Annotated in this window: 19 protein-coding genes and 4 tRNA genes; 15 read left to right on the top strand and 8 right to left on the bottom strand. The window is 52.1% G+C overall.

Translation table 11 applies throughout. The annotated features are described in order from the left end of the window. The first annotated feature begins 24 nt into the window (after window positions 1-24). Window positions 25-180: a hypothetical protein gene (locus SPL01S_RS25460; protein ID WP_166728492.1), complete on the top strand. Its 156-nt coding sequence runs from the start codon at window positions 25-27 to the stop codon at window positions 178-180. A 57-nt stretch (window positions 181-237) separates the two neighbouring features. Here SPL01S_RS25460 and SPL01S_RS09840 read toward each other — a convergent pair whose 3' ends face one another. Next, window positions 238-597: a hypothetical protein gene (locus tag SPL01S_RS09840; protein ID WP_004942932.1), complete on the bottom strand. Its 360-nt coding sequence runs from the start codon at window positions 595-597 to the stop codon at window positions 238-240. A 224-nt stretch (window positions 598-821) separates the two neighbouring features. Here SPL01S_RS09840 and SPL01S_RS09835 point away from each other — a divergent pair, with 224 nt between their 5' ends. The 3 genes from SPL01S_RS09835 (at window position 822) to SPL01S_RS09830 (ending at window position 2,798) form a co-directional block, all read left to right on the top strand. Beyond that, entirely contained in the window at window positions 822-1,520 is a 699-nt protein-coding gene (locus SPL01S_RS09835) for an extensin-like domain-containing protein (RefSeq protein WP_063199251.1), read from the top strand. Between the two features lie 318 nt (window positions 1,521-1,838). After that, window positions 1,839-2,150 (top strand): hypothetical protein, encoded by a 312-nt coding sequence (locus SPL01S_RS24550; RefSeq protein WP_174523955.1) that lies wholly within the window; start codon window positions 1,839-1,841, stop codon window positions 2,148-2,150. 216 nt (window positions 2,151-2,366) lie between these two features. After that, window positions 2,367-2,798, top strand: a complete 432-nt coding sequence (locus SPL01S_RS09830) for a hypothetical protein (protein WP_006324620.1) — start codon at window positions 2,367-2,369, stop codon at window positions 2,796-2,798. Window positions 2,799-2,813: 15 nt separating this feature from the next. Here the strand turns inward: SPL01S_RS09830 and SPL01S_RS09825 are convergent, their stop codons facing one another. Beyond that, window positions 2,814-3,155, bottom strand: a complete 342-nt coding sequence (locus SPL01S_RS09825; RefSeq protein WP_062870441.1) for a GlpM family protein — start codon at window positions 3,153-3,155, stop codon at window positions 2,814-2,816. A gap of 116 nt (window positions 3,156-3,271) precedes the next feature. Next, window positions 3,272-3,496, bottom strand: a complete 225-nt coding sequence (locus tag SPL01S_RS09820) for a DUF2594 family protein (protein WP_004942939.1) — start codon at window positions 3,494-3,496, stop codon at window positions 3,272-3,274. 780 nt (window positions 3,497-4,276) lie between these two features. Here SPL01S_RS09820 and uvrY point away from each other — a divergent pair. The 6 genes from uvrY (at window position 4,277) to SPL01S_RS09790 (ending at window position 7,812) form a co-directional block, all read left to right on the top strand. Then, window positions 4,277-4,933, top strand: a complete 657-nt coding sequence (uvrY, locus tag SPL01S_RS09815; RefSeq protein WP_004942941.1) for a UvrY/SirA/GacA family response regulator transcription factor — start codon at window positions 4,277-4,279, stop codon at window positions 4,931-4,933. Beyond that, window positions 4,926-6,758, top strand: a complete 1,833-nt coding sequence (gene uvrC / locus SPL01S_RS09810) for an excinuclease ABC subunit UvrC (RefSeq protein ID WP_062870442.1) — start codon at window positions 4,926-4,928, stop codon at window positions 6,756-6,758. The genes uvrY and uvrC overlap by 8 nt, the downstream gene beginning before the upstream one ends. A 58-nt stretch (window positions 6,759-6,816) precedes the next feature. Then, window positions 6,817-7,365, top strand: a complete 549-nt coding sequence (gene pgsA / locus SPL01S_RS09805; protein WP_004942945.1) for a CDP-diacylglycerol--glycerol-3-phosphate 3-phosphatidyltransferase — start codon at window positions 6,817-6,819, stop codon at window positions 7,363-7,365. Between the two features lie 145 nt (window positions 7,366-7,510). Next, window positions 7,511-7,586, top strand: a tRNA-Gly gene (locus SPL01S_RS09800). 56 nt (window positions 7,587-7,642) lie between these two features. Beyond that, window positions 7,643-7,716, top strand: a tRNA-Cys gene (locus SPL01S_RS09795). Between the two features lie 10 nt (window positions 7,717-7,726). Further along, window positions 7,727-7,812 (top strand) — tRNA-Leu (locus SPL01S_RS09790). Window positions 7,813-8,711: 899 nt separating this feature from the next. On the opposite strand, the gene SPL01S_RS09785 is transcribed toward SPL01S_RS09790, so the two are convergent. Then, a complete protein-coding gene (locus SPL01S_RS09785; protein WP_232246018.1) occupies window positions 8,712-9,026 on the bottom strand; it encodes a hypothetical protein in 315 nt (104 codons plus the stop codon). Window positions 9,027-9,485: 459 nt separating this feature from the next. Between SPL01S_RS09785 and eptB the strand changes: the two genes are divergently transcribed. Together eptB and SPL01S_RS09775 are read left to right on the top strand one after the other, a co-directional pair. Beyond that, a complete protein-coding gene (gene eptB / locus SPL01S_RS09780; RefSeq protein ID WP_063199248.1) occupies window positions 9,486-11,138 on the top strand; it encodes a kdo(2)-lipid A phosphoethanolamine 7''-transferase in 1,653 nt (550 codons plus the stop codon). A gap of 326 nt (window positions 11,139-11,464) precedes the next feature. Beyond that, window positions 11,465-12,022 carry a GNAT family N-acetyltransferase gene (locus SPL01S_RS09775; protein WP_063199244.1) on the top strand — a complete coding sequence of 186 codons (558 nt, stop codon included), beginning with the start codon at window positions 11,465-11,467 and terminating at the stop codon, window positions 12,020-12,022. Window positions 12,023-12,247: 225 nt separating this feature from the next. On the opposite strand, the gene proP is transcribed toward SPL01S_RS09775, so the two are convergent. The 4 genes from proP to etsA form a co-directional block, all read right to left on the bottom strand. Then, window positions 12,248-13,750 (bottom strand): glycine betaine/L-proline transporter ProP, encoded by a 1,503-nt coding sequence (gene proP / locus SPL01S_RS09770; protein ID WP_004942953.1) that lies wholly within the window; start codon window positions 13,748-13,750, stop codon window positions 12,248-12,250. A 416-nt stretch (window positions 13,751-14,166) separates the two neighbouring features. Next, window positions 14,167-15,531 (bottom strand): macrolide efflux RND transporter outer membrane subunit EtsC, encoded by a 1,365-nt coding sequence (etsC, locus tag SPL01S_RS09765; protein WP_063199240.1) that lies wholly within the window; start codon window positions 15,529-15,531, stop codon window positions 14,167-14,169. A gap of 3 nt (window positions 15,532-15,534) precedes the next feature. Beyond that, on the bottom strand, window positions 15,535-17,475 hold the full coding sequence (locus tag SPL01S_RS09760; protein WP_062870453.1) for a MacB family efflux pump subunit: 1,941 nt from the start codon (window positions 17,473-17,475) through the stop codon (window positions 15,535-15,537). After that, window positions 17,472-18,656, bottom strand: coding sequence for a macrolide efflux RND transporter periplasmic adaptor subunit EtsA (etsA, locus tag SPL01S_RS09755; RefSeq protein WP_063199237.1), 1,185 nt, complete (start codon window positions 18,654-18,656; stop codon window positions 17,472-17,474). The genes SPL01S_RS09760 and etsA overlap by 4 nt, the downstream gene beginning before the upstream one ends. 247 nt (window positions 18,657-18,903) lie before the next feature. On the opposite strand from etsA, the gene cho reads away from it, so the two are divergent. From cho to SPL01S_RS09740, 3 genes are all read left to right on the top strand, one after another. Further along, window positions 18,904-19,755, top strand: coding sequence for an excinuclease Cho (cho, locus tag SPL01S_RS09750; protein ID WP_063199235.1), 852 nt, complete (start codon window positions 18,904-18,906; stop codon window positions 19,753-19,755). Between the two features lie 84 nt (window positions 19,756-19,839). After that, window positions 19,840-19,936 (top strand) — tRNA-OTHER (locus SPL01S_RS09745). 175 nt (window positions 19,937-20,111) lie between these two features. Further along, window positions 20,112-20,411, top strand: coding sequence for a sigma-S stabilization anti-adapter protein IraP (locus SPL01S_RS09740; RefSeq protein WP_004942964.1), 300 nt, complete (start codon window positions 20,112-20,114; stop codon window positions 20,409-20,411). Window positions 20,412-20,419: the final 8 nt, after the last annotated feature.

Raw genomic sequence — 20,419 nt, 5'->3', positions numbered from 1 at the left:
CCAGAGAGTTCGGGTGGGCAAAGGATGACAAATGCACTGATTACGCTGGCACTATGTCTGTTGCTGATGCCGTTGTTGTTATGGCTGATTGGTCGTGCTCTGTCGGCCACAAAGGATAAAAAACCAGAGAAAAATAAGTCTAAACCTAAGGCTGGTATGCCGCACGGTGATGATCAATAACTTCCGGTTACAAGCAGGGTGACAGGGTTCGGCATGCCGAACCCGTTGCCTGCTTTGTTAGTATTGTGGCCAGTAATAGGTTTTCTCATGCCAGCCTTTGCCATACATGCAGGCTTCGATGGTCGCCGAGCGGGCGGCCTCATTGCGATCATTCTGCACTGTTTTGAATGAGGGCTGTTTTTCGTAACGGTAGCCTTCTGGACAATCCTTCTTGTCTTTTTTACAACTCTTGTATTGGTTTTCGTAGGCAAACTCAAAATCTCTCACCATATCTGGTGGAAAACGTTCATACCCCTTGCCTTTGCATTCGGCATATTCCGCATCGCGAGTGGCGTTGCCAGCACCGGGTTTTTCCCATTGTGTGCAAGCGGTCAATGTCAAGAATGGCAAAATAATCAAAAAATTATACGTCTTCATGGTATCCCTAACTCTTTCTGTCGTCCTAAATACACGTGCTAAGAATCATCCTAGACAACGCAAGGCAGGAGTGTAATAAAATGATGTTAAAATTGGAAATGATAATAATTATTGTTTATGTGAGATTGAGGTTACGCTGGCGAAGCCTATATATGTGGCTTTAAAGTCGCAGCCGATAATGCTGTGGGTAAGTGCTGAGGTTTTGGGTTTAGGGGGAGAATGGCATGCGACGTACGCTCGTTTTACTTTCGGTATTACTGGCGCTGGCTATGCTGCTGCCCTGGGCAAGCCGTTATTTACCCCCAGGCTATCATCCTTTCTCTCCTTTAACGCTGGACGATCCCCCAACCCTGGTCACTCGCCATAAACTGCGGTTGTTGGCCAATGATCCTGTGGCTTGCATGGCCATTTTGACTCAGGCAAGGGACGCGGGGCGTATCGCTTTTAGCCTGCCTGGCGACAGCCAGGGCAAATGTCCGCTGGTTGCGCCGGTGCGGGTGCAAAATTTTGGTGAGGTACGCCTCAGTTCCAGTTTTCTTGCCAGTTGCCCGCTGGCGCTGAGCAGCGCAATGTTCGTTGGGCAAATCGCCGCGCCGCAGGCACAACGGCAGTTTGGTGTGAGGCTGGCGCGTATTGACCATCTTGGCAGCTACGCTTGTCGCAATATCTATCATCGACCAGTGGGAAGGCTCAGTGAGCATGCTACTGCGGAGGCTTGGGATATTGCCGGTTTTCGTCTGGCGAATGGTCAACGGCTGACAATATTGCGCGACTGGCCGGAGCAAAGCACTGCGGGAAGCTATCTGAAAGCGCTGTTCGAAGAGGGATGTGGCTTTTTCGGCAGTGCGCTGGGCCCGGAATATAATGCCGCTCATGCAAATCATTTTCATTTTGGCATGCAGGGGTATGGGTTGTGCAGGTAAATGGTAATGGCGAAAACGAGTAATAAAGCAATAATATTTTTTGGTTATAGTGTCGATACTAAGTTTTTTCTGATTTTATGCCCGGTATATTTATAGGATTTTTACCTAAGAGGTATGGTTTATTTTTAGCTGCGGTAGGGGTTGGGAAAAAAGGTCACTTGATTTGTGCAGGTTTATCCAACTTTTAAATCCATGCAGAATTAAAACTATTATTCGAATGGCCAGTAATGCGATTGCAATTCACCTATAAATTTTTTAGATTCAGGAGCGATAAATGATTTCATGATGATGAAGGCGTGAATAAGGGAGTCTTATTTGTTGAATAAACCTGAAATACCTAAAGATAACGATAATTTACCTTTATTATCAGTTGATTATGATCGATTTAGAAACCTCTCCGAGGTTGGTGATGCCTTTGGTTATGGCCGTACTCGTTTTTATCAATGGTGTCGGGGGCGAGGTTTTCTTACTTTGATGAATGCACCTTCCCCAGAGATGATAAGCCGAGGATACATGCTGACTGGACTGTCGGAAACCGGCTACCCGCGAGTTTATGTCACAGAGGATGGATTTAACTATGTGGGTGGAATTTTTCAAGATGATATCAAGAAGCGTATGGTTAAATTTTAAATAGATTACAAAAATCCTTATCTATTTCAATATAATAACAAAGAATTTTCCTAGTGTGACGGAAGGTTCTCTGATCATCATCGCGATGGGCAGTGAAAACTCGTTTGACGTCGGACTTCCCCCAGCCCACTGGAAGTTATCCTATTTTTCTATTGATGGCGCGCTGCCACCTATTCTCTTGCTACTATGAAGATTGGTTTTTTCTAGGAGCTCAGGATGAAGCATTACGCCGCGTTATTTATTACAACCTTACTGTTGTCTGGCTGCGCCACGCAGGCGGTTCCGCCGCAACAGGCTGAGTTGCCGCCGCCCAGCCGATTGATGCTTTATCAGAATGTGCCGCAAACGCCTTATGCCACGGTGGTGGTGGTGCGTGACAGCGGGATGTTGGCGGGGAGTTGCCGCACCGGGGTTTATATCAACGGGGAGTTTGCGGCATCGCTGGCGGCAAAAGAAAAGGCCGAGTTTCGAGTGCCGGTGGGGAATAACGAAGTTAGCATCGGGCAGGATATGATCGAAAATAGTCTGTGCATCTGGCGCGATACCAGCGGCCGGTTACCGATGACGCTGCGCGCCGGTGAGAGCCGTTACTTCCGCATTGCGGGCGATATGCAACGCGGTTTTGTGCTGCAGGCCGGTAAACCGTAATCAGGCGGGGCGCAGTCAGCGCCCTTGCCACCATCCCCACAGAGTGATCAATAGCCACGCTGCAGCAACCCAGCACAACACCGCCGCACCCAACGCCCAAGACAATCTCATGCTGTTGATAAACAAATACAACGAGATCAGATACACCAGATAGGGCAGAACCGCCCACATGCCGAAAATCAGCGTGGTTCTCAGCGCTTCGATCGAGCGTTCGCTGCCGACAATGTAATGCGCAATCAGTGCAAAGGTGGGAAATAGCGGCACCAGGCCGGCAATATAGTAGCTGCGACTTTTGGCCAGCAGGCCGATTAAGACTACGACCAAAGCGCCGATCAACGCTTTAACGAGGATGCCCATAGGTTTCTCTGGCGTAAATAAAAATACACTGCCCGAAATAATGTGGGAGATCAATTACTCATGAAAATTGTGAGGGAAACGGGCCTGCGGAAATGGCAGGCCGGATGGACGGCAGCTTACTGACGGTAAGCGTGCTTAATTTGTTGGATACTGTTTTTAAAGATTTCGGCCTGAGCCGGGTCTTCAATCTGTGCGATAAAGCGTTCCATTTTGATAATGACTTTCCCGGCATCCGCCTGGCCGATCGATTTCAGGATCAGCGTCAGCGTTGCTTTAAGACAGGCGACTTCTGTCGCCAGCGTTTCCGGGTTTGCAGACGTAGTGAAGTCAACGTTGCTCATTTTCTCTCCTGATTTTTGGGCCGTAGCCTGAAACAATATGCATTTTGATGCGCATCAGCACCGACTTCATTCACTCTGGCATGCAGATGCGTATTTATCTGGGCGCGGAGTATAGCATAGCATCCGATATCCATCTGCACAGATAGCGCTGGAACTGCTCCATTCAGTGGTTATCGGTGTGTTAACGCGGCGGTTATCGTTTGTGGGCTATAGCGCAGGCGCGCAGTGGATTAATGAATACCCCGGCATCCGTTCGGCAACGGCAAGAGGACAGAATAAGTGACAGTTATTTCGTTGGGGTTAATAAGTATTTGCCCGGTATGTTATTATCAACTTATGGGGGCCATTCTAATTATCAACGTGGCTGCCTTGCTCTTTGGCACCTAATTTTCTGCTGAATAATTTTCTTTCGGGACGTTTTTTCCTGAGAAGCCGAACGGTAGTTATCGTCTTGTTTTATTTCAATGAATTACAACGCCATTGCATTCGTGTTAATATTATCTATGTTGCTATTGCTTACATTGATTTTACCCGCGCTTTATGACTGGCGCGGTATCATAGACAGGAATCACACCCACTAATATTTCCGCTGTGGGGGGGGGCCGCAGAGAACGGCTTTATCGGGCTGGGCGGATGACTAAAATTCAAAAATCAGCGCCGTTTCGCAAAGTTAATCGGGAGTTAGTATTAATCTGTGTTCATTCTTGGCCGAAAAACAAGTAATATCTCAGGCTATAACAGAGGCTGATTGCGTTACTCCCTTTTTTTGGAGATTTTTCCTTGATTAGCGTTCTTCTTGTTGATGACCACGAACTGGTGCGCGCAGGGATACGACGCATTCTTGAAGATATCAAAGGTATAAAAGTTGTCGGGGAGGCCCAGTGCGGTGAAGACGCCGTGAAATGGTGCCGTGGCAATGCTGTAGATATCGTTCTTATGGATATGAATATGCCGGGCATTGGCGGGCTGGAAGCTACGCGCAAGATTGTACGTTATGCGCCCGACGTTAAAGTCATCATGTTGACTATTCATACTGAAAACCCATTGCCTGCCAAGGTGATGCAGGCGGGTGCTGCAGGCTACCTGAGTAAGGGGGCTGCGCCGCAGGATGTGGTTAACGCCATCCGGTCGGTGCAGGCAGGCCAGCGCTACATCGCATCGGACATTGCCCAGCAGATGGCATTGAGCCAACTGGAGCCGCAGACGGAAACCCCGTTCAGTTGCCTGTCTGAACGTGAGCTGCAGATTATGCTGATGATCACCAAAGGCAAAAAGGTGAATGAGATCTCGGAACAACTGAACCTCAGTCCTAAAACGGTGAACAGCTACCGTTATCGTATGTTCAGTAAACTGAATATCAGCGGTGACGTAGAATTGACACACCTGGCTATCCGACACGGATTGTTCAATGCGGAGACGTTGTTAAGCAGTGAGTGACCGTTTTGATGCCAAAGCTTTTTTAAGCACCGTAACCAGCCAGCCCGGCGTCTACCGTATGTATGACGCTACTGGTACGGTTATCTACGTCGGTAAAGCCAAAGATCTGAAAAAGCGCCTCGTCAGTTATTTCCGCCAGCAGGTGGGAAGCCGAAAAACCGAGGCGCTGGTTAAAAATATCGCACAAATAGATGTAACTGTTACGCATACCGAGACAGAAGCGCTATTACTGGAACATAACTACATAAAGCTATACCAGCCGCGATATAATGTTCTTTTGCGAGACGATAAATCTTATCCGCTGATCTTCCTTAGCGCAGACAGTCATCCGCGGTTGGCGGTTCATCGTGGCGCTAAACATGCCAAGGGTGAATACTTCGGCCCGTTTCCCAACTCTTATGCCGTGCGCGAGACATTAGCGCTGTTGCAGAAGCTATTCCCGATACGCCAGTGTGAGAACAGCGTGTACCGCAACCGCTCGCGCCCTTGCTTGCAGTATCAGATCGGGCGTTGCCTGGGGCCTTGCGTCGCCGGACTGGTGAGTGAGGAAGAATATCAACAGCAGGTAGACTATGTGCGCCTGTTCCTGTCAGGCAAGGATCAGCAGGTGTTGCATCAGTTGATCGAACGGATGGAAAACGCCAGTAAGGCATTGAATTTCGAAGATGCAGCGCGTATCCGCGATCAAATCCAGGCGGTGCGGCGTGTGACGGAGCGCCAGTTCGTTTCGGGCAATAGCGACGATCTGGACGTGATAGGCGTGGCGTTTGAAGCAGGCATGGCCTGCTTGCACGTATTGTTTATCCGCCAAGGCAAAGTGTTGGGCAGTCGCAGCTACTTCCCGAAGGTGCCGGGGGGGACCGAGATGAGCGAAGTGGTGCAGACCTTTGTCGGGCAGTTCTATTTACAGGGCAGCCAGGCTCGCACTCTGCCAGCGGAAATCCTGCTGGATTTCAATCTGCCCGAAAAAGACCTGTTGGCGGAGTCGCTCTCCGAGTTGGCTGGTCGCAAGATTCAAATCCAAAGCAAACCGCGTGGCGATCGTGCACGTTACCTTAAACTTGCGCGTACCAACGCCGCGACCGCGTTGACAACCAAGCTTTCGCAACAGTCGACGATTCATCAGCGGTTGGCAGAACTGACGAAGATCTTGAATCTTTCCGAGATTAACCGCATGGAATGCTTTGACATCAGCCACACCATGGGTGAGCAGACCGTCGCTTCCTGCGTGGTGTTCGACGGCAACGGACCGCTGCGTTCGGAATATCGGCGCTATAATATCACCGGCATTACGCCAGGGGATGACTATGCCGCCATGGCGCAAGTGCTGAAACGACGCTATGGTAAAGCTCTGGAAGAGAACAAAATCCCAGACGTTATTTTTATCGATGGCGGTAAGGGCCAGCTTGGCATGGCGATCGACGTGTTCAACTCACTGAACGTCACCTGGGATAAAAACAAACCTTTGCTGATTGGTATCGCCAAAGGCGCCGATCGCAAAGCCGGCCTGGAAACATTGTTCTTTGTACCGGAAGGTGAGGGGATTTCTCTGCCTTCGGATTCGCCGGCGCTGCATGTGATCCAGCATATCCGCGATGATTCGCATAACCATGCGATCACTGGGCACCGACAGAAAAGGGCAAAAGTTAGAAATACCAGCGCGTTGGAACTGATCGACGGCGTTGGGCCAAAACGGCGACAGGTGCTGTTGAAGTATATGGGTGGACTTCAACCATTATTGAACGCCAGCGTTGAGGAAATTGCAAAAGTGCCGGGTATTTCACAAGCATTGGCAGAAAAGATCTACAATGCATTGAAACACTGAGGGCAATGTAGCAACATACTCTTAATTCCCACTCCAGCCAGATAGTTACCGTAGCATTATGCAATTGAATATACCGACTTGGCTTACTTTGTTTCGCGTAGTTCTGATCCCATTCTTTGTTCTGGCATTTTACCTGCCGTTCACCTGGGCTCCGATGGTTTGCGCCGTCATCTTTGTATTTGCTGCCATAACCGACTGGTTTGATGGATTCCTGGCCCGTCGCTGGAAGCAAACTACCCGTTTCGGGGCGTTCCTAGACCCGGTAGCGGACAAAGTGATGGTGGCGGTGGCGCTGGTGCTGGTAGCCGAGCACTATCATACCTGGTGGATCACCTTGCCTGCGGCGACCATGATTGCCCGTGAAATTATCATCTCGTCGCTGCGTGAGTGGATGGCGGAGATCGGTAAGCGCAGCAGCGTGGCGGTATCGTGGATTGGTAAAGTCAAAACCATGGCGCAAATGATGTCGCTGGTGGGGCTGCTGTGGCGCCCGGAACGTACCGTTGAGTATGCGTCCTTCGGCCTGTTGTACATCGCGGCGGTGCTGACTTTCTGGTCAATGTTCCAATATTTGAACGCGGCCCGGAAAGATTTGCTTGAACCCTGATCAAAGCGCTGCAAAAATCGTCAAACAAACGTAATGAGACAACAATTTTATTGACTCATTACGTCAGGTAAGTAGAATGCATCGCATCAGACGGCAGCGGTGAATCGCCGAAAGATAGCAAAAAAATCAGTAAGTTCTGATTGATGCGGGAATAGCTCAGTTGGTAGAGCACGACCTTGCCAAGGTCGGGGTCGCGAGTTCGAGTCTCGTTTCCCGCTCCAAATTAAACAAAGCTGGTGTTTCACGAGCTTTGGCCTGATGAAGGCAGCAGAATTAAGGCGCGTTAACAAAGCGGTTATGTAGCGGATTGCAAATCCGTCTAGTCCGGTTCGACTCCGGAACGCGCCTCCAATTTTCCCGAGCCCGGGTGGTGAAATCGGTAGACACAAGGGATTTAAAATCCCTCGGCTTATGGCTGTGCGGGTTCAAGTCCCGCCCCGGGTACCAGGGAAAATAATTCCAGAATAATCAAAGCAATATGCAGTAATGTCGTGACCGCCGGAAGGCGGTTTTTTTGTGCCTGAAATTCCCTTTCCTAACATCATTCCTAACATCGTTTTTATTCTATGCCTGAACGTTGAATAATTACTGTCTGCCGACCACAGGTACTATCTGGATGCTGTTCATACCTTGTTTCAACGTTAACGCTCCAGTTTCGCTGATGGCCGCTCCCAATCGTCTAAGCTTATGAACATTCCAGACGACCGCTGGATTGCGCTTCGGCTCGAAACGCGGATGCCATCCGCAAGCGAGCCGTAAGGCTAAATGCTGGGGGCACCTGCGTTTTGCATAAAATCTGGCAGTTTTTTAAGACGGTTAGCGATAAGTGATATATAACCGGAGAGTAAAAAGAGAAGGAGCGTTGTATGAGAGGGGGATTATTTTTATTAATTATTGTAATGCTATCTGGGTGTTCAGGGTCTTTTGGATCGATATTGGGCGTTATTCCGCAAAGTTCCGATGTTTGTCCGCAGGGGAAAAATGCGATCTCTGGTGAATGCCGCTAGTGATAGCTAGTTGAAAAATTGAGCTCAATATCTTTCTTCGGCGCTGGCCTATAGCGTGTCGTCAGGTTGAATATCGGTCTGGCTAGCAACGCTGTCGACATGTGGCATCCGGGTATATCGCTTAACCTGACACCCGCTACGTCACGCAATATAAGACGATATCCGGCTATTTGAAGGCGTTCCGGTAGCCGGATATTGTTTTCCCCACAACTAAACCTCCCATCAGCGCCCTCCAGGAAACGGCACTTTATCTGCGTTTACATTGGCTACCGACATCGAAGTTAAAACAACCAGAATAGTGAAGAGGGTGCGCTGGTCCGATTTCTGCAGATATCCCGGCTAACGACCGTTAACCCCAATGACCTCGATAGCGGCTCTGTGCAACTTTTGGCAATATTCCTCGGGCTGTCTTTCGACCTCTTTGATTAAGTGGGCGAGAATGCTTTGCTTGGTGATGGGCCTGTTGGACAAGAGCACCTGGACTACGCTCTTGCCGACAAGGTTGTATATTTGTTCACGGTACAACTCGACGTCTTTATCGTCGAGACCGTAAAGAGAGTAATCAATCATAGTGTTTTTACCGCTGATGAAATTTAAAGCGCCGCCCGAAGCGGGCTGAGAAGCCATTAAAAAATAAAATACTGCAAATTCCACTTAGGTACATGCCTTCGCGGTAAGTTAACGATAACGTAATAAGAATATTCCTATCAATAGGCGACGGCAATCCAGATGGCTAATTAGGAATAACCTCATGTAACAGCTTGGGGATCTGAACTTGCTAAGATGAATTATGGGAAGGGGTTAGGGGGCTGATTAACATCAGGCTTTGCATCAAAACTCTTGAGCGGCGGTTCCAAAGGTGGCAAGCACGCTGAGCGCGAACCTTTTATTCGCAACCCTAACCGCAGGCTAGCCCGACTCGGTTTTTGATGGGCAATCCCCTTTACACACGGTTTGTTACAGTATAACAGCGATAAATTTTCTCGCGGGAGCAACGTCGGTTCAAATTATCTGTCAGATTACCATTCAATAGCAGGATGAGCGCGTTGCTCTCAACAACAACCTGTGTCAGTAAGCAGTTATGAATTCACTTTGGCGAGAATGGTATCAATAATGCAGAAGTTCCGACGTTGGACCCAGTTGCAGGTCTCTTTCTTTATCGCGTTTTATCTCGGTGTATTGCTCAATATCCCCATATTTTATCGCCGTTATCAGCAACTCAATTACGACAATTTACTGTCGATCGGCATTGAGGTCGTCGCGGCCTTTAGTCTGGTGTGCTTTATCACTCTGCTAATCTCGTTTTTGGGGCGTCGACTGTTCCGCGTTCTGGCATCGTTTCTGGTTCTGAGCTCGGTGGCTGCCAGCTATTATATGGTGTTGTTCCACGTCGATATCGGCTACGGCATCCTGGCGGCGGTGATGACTACCGATGTTGATCTGTCCAAAGAGTCGGTTGGTTGGCATTTTGGCGTGTGGATGGTGCTGGTAAGTTTGTTGCCGCTGCTGTTCATCTGGCTGGCGCCGATGCACGAAGCTGTACTGAAGCGCAGTAACTGGACTACGTTGTTTAAAAAGGGTGGCATCATGCTGGCTGCCGGGGTGTGCTGCTGGTTGCCGCTCACGCTGATGGGGCAGGTGCAGGACCGCCACGATCGCGAAAATAATCAGCTGATGGCCAGCTATGGCGGCGTAGTCGCCGGTAGCTATTCACCGTCGAACTGGCTTTCGGCGTTGGGGCTGCTGACCTACAGCTCTTACAGCCAGGCGGAAGACAGCCGTAATCTGTTCGATCCGGCTGCGCATTTTACCTATCAGCCGCCGAAAGACGTGAATGATCTCTATGTGGTGTTTGTGATTGGTGAAAGCGCCAGACGTGATCACATGGGCGTTTACGGCTACCAGCGCGACAACACGCCTTACCTTGATAAGGAAACCAACCTGGCGGTGTTACAGGGTTATTCCTGCGACACCTCGACCAAACTCTCTTTGCGTTGCATGTTCGTGCGGGAAGGGGGGGCTGCTGAAGAACCTGAGCGGACGCTGAAGGAAATGAACGTCTTTTCGGTGCTGAAAAAACAGGGCTTTTCCTCGGAGTTGTTTTCGATGCAAAGCGAAGCCTGGTTTTATAACAAAACTCAGGCGGACGATTATGCGCTGAGAGAAAGCATCCAGGCGGAAAAACGCAACGTCGGCAAACCGGTGAACGACATGGCGTTGATTGACGAGCTGCAGGATTCATTGGGCCGTCACCCGCAGGGTAAGCATTTGGTCATTCTGCATACCAAAGGTTCGCACTATATGTATACCGAACGCTATCCTCGCGCTTTCGCCCGTTACAAGCCGGAGTGCCAAGGCATTGATGACGCCTGCTCTACGGAGGAGATGATCAACTCTTACGACAACAGCCTGCTGTACACCGATTATTTCCTTGAGCAAGTGTTCAATCAGTTACGTAACCGTAACGCCATCGTGTTTTACGCTTCGGATCACGGAGAGTCTATCTCGGAAAATATGCATTTCCACGGTACGCCGCGTGACCGCGCACCGAAGGAACAGCGCACGATTCCCATCATGGTCTGGGCATCCGACAAGTTCCTCAGCCAGCCCGACCACCAGGCAGCGTTTAATCAGTTGAAGGCGCTGCAACAGGCCAAAACGCCGGTGTTCCATGAGAAGCTGTTCGACAGCGTACTGGGCTGCATCGGCTACACCTCACCGGACGGCGGTATCGTGAAATCGCATAACTGGTGTCAGGTGAACTGAGCCATTGGAAGAAATATTCAAACCGCCGCAAGGCGGTTTTTTTGGAGAATTATGCGGTAGGAGGGCGTTAGCGCTGGTTTTCAATCCAGTGGAAGAAGCGTGAAAAGCGGGTGGCGAGATCCCCGAGGTTAAACATCGTACCTATCCAGAGAGCGGTCATCAGCTCACTCCAATGATAATCAGCACGTCAATTTTGCTCATTGGTTATATTCTTCAATGGGTTAAAATTTGTTCAAGCTTGGCATCAATCGCTTCAGGGATAAAATATCGACGTAATAATGCCGGAGTTACCCAGGCTACCGGTTGGATAAACATGGAGGATGACAATGAAAATCTTGAGCATGGCAGGAAATGACCTGCGTCTGAAGATCCTGACAGACAGCGATACTGAAATTGCTCATCTTTATTTTCGGGAGAATCAACAGCATCTTTTGCCGTGGGAGCCGAGCCGGCCAGATGACTTTTACAACGCTGAAGTTATTCAGCAGCGGCTTTGGCAAGCGGGGAAAGATGCAGAACAGGGGCGTGCCTATCAATTTGGTATCGTCAATGGCGCAGGCACCGAAATGCTGGGCACCTGCAATTTTACCCAGGTTGCTCGCGGCCCATTCCAGGCCTGCCATCTGGGCTACTCGATCGCCGCCCGGCACGAAGGCAAAGGCATAATGACCCAGGCGCTAACCGCCGCCATCGGTCACCTGTTTGGTGAGTTGGGTCTGCACCGCATTATGGCGGCCTATATCCCGACGAACGGCCGCAGTGAAAAGCTGTTGCTGCGCCTTGGCTTCGAGAAAGAAGGCTATGCAAAGTCTTATCTGAAGATTGCCGGCCGCTGGCAGGACCACGTATTGACATCATTGATTAATCCGCAGCACACAGAGTAACAAGCCGGTGGGAATGACGGCATTAGCGGCTGGCGCTGCGTCGACTCGGTCCCGTTGCTTTTGAAACCGGTATTAAGGTTTCTTGTCCGGGTTTGCTTTGACAAAGTCAGGGGACATAAAAAAATCCGTAATCTGCAGTGAGATTACGGATTTTTACCGACCAATGGGATCGTTCAATCGATCATGTAGTGCCTAACCGAGCGGCATCAACCCCGAGGGAGGGCTTTAGTCCAGTTTCGGATGCTGGTCGACAAGCGTCTGCTTTTTCCTCTCCAGCTCGGCAATCTGCTCGTTGATATCCTCAACCTTCTGTTCGATGTTGTCGTAGGTTTCCTGCAACAGCTCTTTGGCTTCCGTACGATCCGAAGCGGCCGGGGTAGCACCCCGTAGCGGTTTGTTGGCGGTTTCCTTCATATACAGTCCGGTGATCAGGCCAATCACCGCCACCACCATCAGGTAGTACGCCGGCATGTACAGGTTACCGGTCGACTCGACCAACCAGGCGGCCACCGTCGGCGTAGCGCCGGCGACCAGAACCGAAATGTTGAACGAAATCGCCAGTGCGCTGTAACGAATATGCGTCGGGAACATCGCCGGCAGAGTAGAGGCCATCACGCCGGTGAAGGAGTTCAGCAACACGGCCAACACCAGCAGGCCGACAAAGATCAGGCCAATCACGTTGCTGTTGATCAGGATAAAGCAGGGTATCGACAGCAACAGCAGCCCGATGCTGCCGCCAATGATAAACGGCTTGCGGCCAATGCGGTCGCTGGCCAGGCCGATCACCGGTTGCACAAACAGCATGCCGATCATGATGGCGATGATGATCAGTACGCCGTGATCTTCCGAGTAGTGCAGGTTATGCGACAGGTAGCTCGGCATGTAGGTCAGCAGCATATAGTAGGTTACGTTGGTGGAAATCACGATACCGACACACACCAGCAGGCTTCGCCAATGCTTGGCCGCGATCTCTTTAAACGAGGTCTTCGGCGGGTTGCCGATGGCATCGCGGTCTTCTTTCTCCATCTTCTCCACGTGCTGCTGGAACGCCGGGGTTTCTTCCAGCGCATGACGCAGATACAGGCCGATCAGGCCCAGCGGTGCTGCGATAAAGAACGGAATACGCCAACCCCAGTCGAGGAAGTTGCTTTCGCCGACGATACTGGAGATCAGCACCACTACGCCTGCGCCGAGCACGAAGCCGGCAATAGAGCCGAAATCAAGCCAACTGCCCATAAAGCCGCGCTTTCTGTCGGGCGAGTATTCAGCGACGAAGATCGCCGCGCCCGAGTATTCGCCGCCCACCGAGAAGCCCTGCGCCAGTTTGGCCAGCAGCAGCAGCACCGGTGCCCAGATGCCGATCGAAGCATATGAAGGGATCAGGCCAATACAGAATGTGCTTACCGCCATGATGATAATGGTGATGGAAAGGACCTTCTGGCGGCCGAATTTATCACCCATCGCGCCAAAGAACAGGCCGCCTAACGGGCGTACCAGGAAGGGAACGGAAAACGTTGCCAGTGCGGCAATCATCTGCACGCCGGGGGTGGCGCCAGGGAAAAACACTTGCCCCAAGGCGTAGGCTACGAAGCCATAGACACCGAAGTCAAACCATTCCATCGCGTTGCCTAATGCCGCCGCGGTAATCGCTTTCTTCAGCTTGCTGTCGTCGATGATGGTGATGTCATTAATATGCATCGGCTTATGTCGTTTTTTTCTTAACTTCATATAATCATCCCTTAATCAATTTTAGTCGTACGTGAATTCGCAATCCTTGTTCACTTTCTTCTGCCCAGTTATCAGTGTGGCTAATCTGACCTCTATGTGGAGAGATCCCATGCTGCCATTTTTGTGTGACGCGAATCACGTAATTTGCCTGCTTTTAGCAGGAATATGTCATTTAGGTGACTAATTATTTTGCATCTATAGCTTAACGTTATATCTTGCGACGATCAAATTTAGCAGTTTATCTTATGGTTTTTCACCAGAATAGTGCCAAAACAGGTTAATTATTGTGCGCATTGATGGTTTTTTTATCAGGAAGGGGATCGCTAAAGTATAGGGGGAACCGGAAAGGATACGGGTAAAATTAATGCGTTTTGCTGCTGTGGAGCAAAGCCTGGCGTAAACGCCAGGCCGGTGAATTATTGGGGTGAACCACCAAACTCCAGGTAGATTTGCGCCAGATTCTGGTACTGGTCAAAGCGGTTTTCATCCAGGGCCAGTTCTGCCAACCGACGGCGATTCTGCGCATCCAGCCAGAAGGTGATAGAGACGGCGCCCTGGCGATAGCGAATTTCATTCAACCGTTCAGATTTACGCGCCAGAGCCAAGGCCGTCTGTAAGTGTTGCTCCTGCGCCATCAACTGGGTACGCAACGATAAAGCATTGTCTACATCGGCCATGGCTTTATACAACGCCTGTTTGAACTCCAACACCCGCAGTTCGTAATCGCTACGGGCGATTTTGATGTCAACGCTCATCTGCCGCCACTCGAGGAAAGGCAGCGACAGCCCAGCGCCGACCGATGCCATCGGATTGCGAAGAAATTCCAGCAGCGCGGTGCTGCTGGCGCCCAATGAACCGGTCAGGCTGAAGGCCGGATAATATTGGGTGCGTTTCACGTCAACGTTAGCCAACGCTTCGCGAAGCCGCAGCTCTTTGGCGTGGATATCCGGGCGATGGCGCAGCACGTTGACCGGGATACCGGCATTGATCTGCGGCAGCCGGCCCATTGGCAACCTGGCGGGAGCAATCACCGCATTGCCCGGCGGCGCACCCAGCAGCAGCGTTTGTTCGTTCAACGCCAGTTGGCGCTCGCGCCGTTGCGCCAACTGGGTATTTTCCTGATTAATCAGGTTCTGTTCGGCATCCACCACGTCGAGTGAAGAGACGCTGCCCGCGCGGTAACGGGCATTAACCAGTCGCAAAGTCTCCCGGGCATAGGCGATGCTCTGCTGGTTGACCTCGATCCGCTGATTGATAAAGCCTACCCGCCAGTAATTCTTGCTGGCGCTGGCGAGCAAGGCCAGGCGAGCGCTTTGCAAATCTTGCTGCGTGGCCTGCCGGCTCCATTCTGCAGCGTCACGCTGACGCGCAAGCTTACCCCACAGGTCGACTTCATAGCTGACGCCAAGGTTGGCGCTACTGCTTTTGTTCCAGGGTGAGGAGTCAGAAAGAGCGGTGTTGGCACCGCTATTGAGTGCCGCGGTCACGCCCGGTGCGGTGCTGATGCCGACCCGTTGCGCCTCTAACTGAGCCCGGTAGACCCGCAGTGCGGCGGCGGCCAAATCGTTATTGCCGGCCATGACCTGCTGTAACCAGCGGTCAAGTTGAGGATCGTGGAAGTCGCGCCAGTCAAAGGGAACCGGGCCTGCGGCATCGGCGCTCTCCTGCCAGTGGGCCGGGTAGTTAACCTGGGGTGTTTGATAATCGCTTTTCAATGCGTTGCCGCAGCCGGTGCTGAGCAGGGCTGCGAGGCATAACGCTATTGGTGTCAAAATTTTCATAAGTTACTCGCTGGCCAGTGAAATGACCGGATCCATCCGCGCCGCTTTACGGGCTGGGAGATAACCGAAGATCATGCCGATTAGGGTGGAACAGCAAAAGGCCACTGCGGCGGCCTGCCAGGAATAGATGGCTGTGAGCATTCCGCCCGCCAGCGCGGTAAACAGCGAACCGGCGGCGAACGACAACGCAATGCCCAACACGCCGCCGATCAGGCAGACCAGCACGGCTTCGATCATAAATTGTTGCATGATGTCACTGCGCCTGGCGCCCACCGCCATGCGCACGCCAATCTCGTGCGTTCGCTCGGTGACGGAAACCAGCATGATGTTCATTACGCCGAGGCTGCCGATGATCAGGGAGATCGAAGCCACCATCAGGATCAACAGGCTCAGGGTCATCGAAGCATGTTCGATCGATTTACGAAACTTGTCGCGGTTGAACAGCATAAAGTCTTTAACGCCATGGCGTTGGGTCAGCAATTGGCTGATGGCGCCGACGGCGGCTTCGTTATCGACGTCATCCTTCAATCGCACGCCGATGCTGCTTAGCGTCGGCTTGCCCACCATGCGATACATCACCGTGGTATAGGGCATCCACACGCTGATGCGGTTCGGTGCGGAATCCTGGTTGCTTTTGACCACACCGACCACCCGGGCCGGCACTGCGCCGAGAAACACGATTTGGCCGAGCGGCGCTATGCCGAAATCGCCGAACAGCGAGTTGCGTGCATTCTCGTCAATGATCACTTCCTGCAATGCGCTGCGATCGTCACGGAAAGTCGTGCCCTGTAACAAGGTGAGGCCGTTAACGCGGAAATAGTCGCGCCCGACGCCGGTGATTGAGGCTGTCGCTGATTTGCTGCGAAAACGAATGGAGTCCGAGGCGCTGACTTCAGGGCTGACGCTGTCGACAAAGCTCTGGCTGGCCAGCGCATCGGCGTCTGCAGGCACCAGCGTGCGAATGCTGTCGATGGCGTCATCAAAGAAATCGCGGCCGGGGTAAATGCTGACGACATTGGTGCCGAGACCTTTGATGTTGGCCAGCGTGCGCTGTTTGGCTCCTTCGCCCAGAGCGACTACCGTTACTACCGCAGCGATGCCGAAAATGATGCCGGTCATGGTCAGGGCGGTGCGCAGACGGTGGGCATTCATCGCCTTCAGAGCCATTTGCAACGACTCGCGGGTGCGATCGAGCAGGCTTTGCCAGTAGCCTTGTCTTACGCGGACGGCTGTTGGTTGTGCCATTGGCAGGGCGGGGGATTTGCAACCGCTGTCGGCGATGACCTCCCCGTCCTGCAGCTCAATGATGCGCTGTGCGTGTTGGGCCACCTTCATATCGTGGGTGACGATGACCACGGTATGGCCGCGCTGGTTAAGCTCGCTGAGGATTGCGAGCACCTCTTGCCCGGATTTGGAGTCCAGTGCGCCGGTCGGTTCATCCGCCAGAATAATTTCGCCGCCGTTGATTAAGGAGCGTGCGATGCTGACGCGCTGTTGCTGGCCGCCGGAGAGTTGGCCGGGTTTATGGTTTTCACGGCCTTCCAGCCCCAGGCGCGCCAGCAACTGCGCTGCTCGCAGGCGGCGTTGATCGCGCTTGTCGTTGGCGTAAATTGCCGGGATCTCGACATTGCCCAGCGCGCTGATGTCCGGCATTAAATGATAGCGTTGGAAGATAAAACCGATGTGTTCGCGGCGCAGCCTGGCCAGTTCGTCCGGTGACAAATGTGCGGCGTTCTGGCCGCCGATGTAATAGTCGCCCTGATCCGGTACGTCCAGACACCCCATGATGTTCATCAGCGTTGATTTGCCGGAGCCGGAGGCGCCTATGATGGCGACCAGTTCCCCCGCGGCGATCGTCAGGTTGATGTTTTTGAGCACCGTCAGCGGTTGGGCGCTGTTGGTATAGGTGCGGCTTATGCCTTTCAGCTCAATAATGTTGTTCACAGTAAGATGCCATCCCCGCCCGAATTGGCGCTTTCCTGCATCAGCACGACGGTTTCACCGGCCTTCAACCCGGAAAGGATCTGGATATCGACGTTGTTGGTAATACCTGTCTTTACCTCGCGCATTTCCAACCGATCATTAGCGGTCAGCACTTGCACTTGCTGTTTTTTATCTTCGGTTTTACGCACCGCCTGAATGGGGACCAGCAGCGTGTTTTTCGCTTCACCGAGCAGCAGTGAAACCTGTGCGGTCATGGCGATGCGTAGCCGGTTATCCGGGTTGGGCACGTCCAGCAGCGCGTTGTAATACACCGAGGCATTCGACGTCCCGGAACCGGAGGCAGAACTGCTGCCGGAGAGCGAGTCGTCTTTCATCACCGATTCCGGCGCCAGTTCGACGGTGCGTAAAGTGGCGTCATAACGCTTTTCCGGATCGGAGAAAATAGTGAAATAGGCTTTTTGCCCCTGGGAAACGCGGGTAATGTCGGCCTCGGAGATCTGCGCTTTGATGGTCATCAGGTCCAGCCGTGCCAGTTTGACTATGGTCGGCGCGCTCTGGTTAGCGTTAACCGTCTGGCCTTGTTGGGTAATTACCGCAATCACGATGCCGTCCATCGGTGCCAGAATGCGGGTGTAACTCAGATCGACCTTTTTCTTATCCACTTCAATCTGCGCCTGCACGATACGCGCATTCAGGGCAATCAGTTCTGCGCGGGTGGTGGTGAGCGTAGCTTCGGCGGCTTCAAAATCCTCGAGTGAACTGGCCTCATCGTTCAGCATGCGCTTTTGGCGTTTAAAGCGGGATTCGGCCTGCTTCAGCAGTGCCTGTTTGGCCTGCAAATCTGCCTTGGCGACGTTCAGCGCCGCTTCAGCGTTGCGCAGGTCATTGCGCTGCGGCAGATCATCGATGTCGGCAATCGGCTGGCCCTGAGTGACCCGGTCGCCCAGTTTGACCTTCAGGGATTTGACCTGGCCTGAAACCTGTGCGCCGACGTTCACTCGTTCAACCGCGTCCATTTTGCCGGTTGCCAGTACGGCATTTTCTATATCGCCCACACGAACCGGCGCGGTGACGTGGTTTGCCTGTGGAGGGCGCTGCAGATAGCTCGTTAGAGCGATGAGTAAAACGACAAGCAGAGCGCCGGCCGCGACAAACGCCAAGCGGCGTGAGATTAATTTCATGAGGGGTTGCCTTAGTTTTCCCTAACAGCGGTAAAGCCGTGACTCCAAGAAGCGTCATGGTGACACTTTCAGCTTTAACTGACGATAAACACCTGAGGTGTTTGCGATACGTTATCGATAATAAATATTATTCTCATAAACTTCATCAAAGAAAAGTCATCATGGAGAGCATGCAATTTGAGCAAGCAAGCGTTATGCTGTATAAAAAACCAGTTATGTTGATAAACAAAGTTCGCGATTCGTTACTATGATGCCAAACCGACTCGAGCCGGAGCTCGACATTTATCAGTACCCGGAGCATCTGCGCACCAGCCTCGAGGTGTTGCCCAAGTCACCGGGCGTGTACCTGTTTCATGGCTTGAGCGACAGCATGCCGCTGTATATCGGCAAAAGCGTTAATATTCGCAGCCGGGTGATGGCGCATTTTCGCACGCAGGATGAAGCCCGCCTGCTGCGGCAAACCCAGCGTATCAGCTTTCATGAAACGGCCGGTGAGCTGGGGGCTTTGCTGCTGGAGGCACAGTTGATCAAACAGCAACAGCCGCTGTTCAACAAACGCCTGCGCCGTTCGAAGCAGCTCTGTTCATTGCATCTGGATGGCGGCCAGGTGAGCATTGTACATGCCAAAGACATTGATTTCGCCGCTACGCCCAATCTGCATGGGCTGTTTGCCAACCGAACTGCCGCGCTGGAAAAGTTGCGGATTATCGCCGATGAACAGCGCCTGTGTTACGGCAAGTTGGGTATTGATAAATTGCCCGCCGGGCGGGGGTGTTTCCGTTATAGCTTGCGGAAATGCGCCGGTGTCTGTTGCGGTGTCGAATCGGCTCTGCAACATGACCAACGGCTGGCGGCGGCGCTGCAACAGACGCGCATCAACACGTGGCCCTATGCCGGGCGAGTGGCTATGGAAGAGCAGGGGGCATTTTTGCGTCAGTACCACGTCATTCACAACTGGTTCTATTTGGGGAGCGTCGGCGCGCTGCAGCAGGCCGATTCGCTACAGCGAACCGCGAGTCATTTTGACAGCGATGGTTACAAGATCCTGTGCAAGCCGTTGATGAGCGGGCGTTACCCAATCATTGAGTTGGGTGGCTGAAGGGGTCAGATTTATCTGCAAAATCGCTCGCGCGCTTGATCCCATAGCATTGATATGGATAATGACGCCCCGAAGCGAAGGGATGCGCTATTAACTCAGTTGGCAGAGTGATTGGTTTTCTAATGGCTTGTTTTGGCTACAAAATTGATAGACGCGGGTTCGAGTCCTGCATAGCGCGCCAGCTTCCCTCTTTAAGATCCGTTATCGTAAAGCGCACCCGGGTTGATTTGCACTATCGGCTCCTTGTTGGGTTTTTCGGGTGTGCTTTACCGTAACGGGCTCTCCTTTCTGTGTTGCTATCGATCTTTGCTAGACTGTAATCAGGCAGGTTTGCTGCCCGGCAACAGGAGGTCGATATGTCTGAGTCCGATCAACTGCAGGAATTATTGCAACGTGTAGCTGCTCTGGAAGCCAGAGAGAAGTCGTTGACCGCTGCCTCCAACGCCTATCAGGCGATAATCACCACCTTGCTCGGCAGCCTGGATAAGCAGGAGCGCGACAAGATTATTGCGACGATCGACCAGGCGCATGAGATTGCCTACGCCCGCGCAATTCAGCGCTGTAATGAACCGCAGAAGCAAAAAATCAAACAAGCTGACGATATCGCTCAACGCATGTTCATGTTCGCACAAGGTAAAAATTCCCTGCAACGCTAGCGGTACAG

Origin of the sequence: Serratia plymuthica NBRC 102599, from assembly GCF_001590925.1 — a bacterium.
GTDB classification, from domain to species: Bacteria; Pseudomonadota; Gammaproteobacteria; order Enterobacterales; family Enterobacteriaceae; genus Serratia; species Serratia plymuthica.
Note: the sequence above shows the minus strand (reverse complement) of the source record. Positions and strands in the feature narration are given on the sequence as shown.

What these genes read in the sequence shown, in the direction of transcription:
- SPL01S_RS25460 (WP_166728492.1), top strand. Translation starts at nt 25, where the DNA reads ATGACAAATGCACTGATTACGCTGGCACTATGTCTGTTGCTGATGCCG.
- SPL01S_RS09840 (WP_004942932.1), bottom strand. Translation starts at nt 597, where the DNA reads ATGAAGACGTATAATTTTTTGATTATTTTGCCATTCTTGACATTGACC.
- SPL01S_RS09835 (WP_063199251.1), top strand. Translation starts at nt 822, where the DNA reads ATGCGACGTACGCTCGTTTTACTTTCGGTATTACTGGCGCTGGCTATG.
- SPL01S_RS09830 (WP_006324620.1), top strand. Translation starts at nt 2,367, where the DNA reads ATGAAGCATTACGCCGCGTTATTTATTACAACCTTACTGTTGTCTGGC.
- SPL01S_RS09825 (WP_062870441.1), bottom strand. Translation starts at nt 3,155, where the DNA reads ATGGGCATCCTCGTTAAAGCGTTGATCGGCGCTTTGGTCGTAGTCTTA.
- SPL01S_RS09820 (WP_004942939.1), bottom strand. Translation starts at nt 3,496, where the DNA reads ATGAGCAACGTTGACTTCACTACGTCTGCAAACCCGGAAACGCTGGCG.
- pgsA (WP_004942945.1), top strand. Translation starts at nt 6,817, where the DNA reads ATGCAATTGAATATACCGACTTGGCTTACTTTGTTTCGCGTAGTTCTG.
- eptB (WP_063199248.1), top strand. Translation starts at nt 9,486, where the DNA reads ATGCAGAAGTTCCGACGTTGGACCCAGTTGCAGGTCTCTTTCTTTATC.
- SPL01S_RS09775 (WP_063199244.1), top strand. Translation starts at nt 11,465, where the DNA reads ATGAAAATCTTGAGCATGGCAGGAAATGACCTGCGTCTGAAGATCCTG.
- proP (WP_004942953.1), bottom strand. Translation starts at nt 13,750, where the DNA reads ATGAAGTTAAGAAAAAAACGACATAAGCCGATGCATATTAATGACATC.
- etsC (WP_063199240.1), bottom strand. Translation starts at nt 15,531, where the DNA reads ATGAAAATTTTGACACCAATAGCGTTATGCCTCGCAGCCCTGCTCAGC.
- etsA (WP_063199237.1), bottom strand. Translation starts at nt 18,656, where the DNA reads ATGAAATTAATCTCACGCCGCTTGGCGTTTGTCGCGGCCGGCGCTCTG.
- cho (WP_063199235.1), top strand. Translation starts at nt 18,904, where the DNA reads ATGATGCCAAACCGACTCGAGCCGGAGCTCGACATTTATCAGTACCCG.
- SPL01S_RS09740 (WP_004942964.1), top strand. Translation starts at nt 20,112, where the DNA reads ATGTCTGAGTCCGATCAACTGCAGGAATTATTGCAACGTGTAGCTGCT.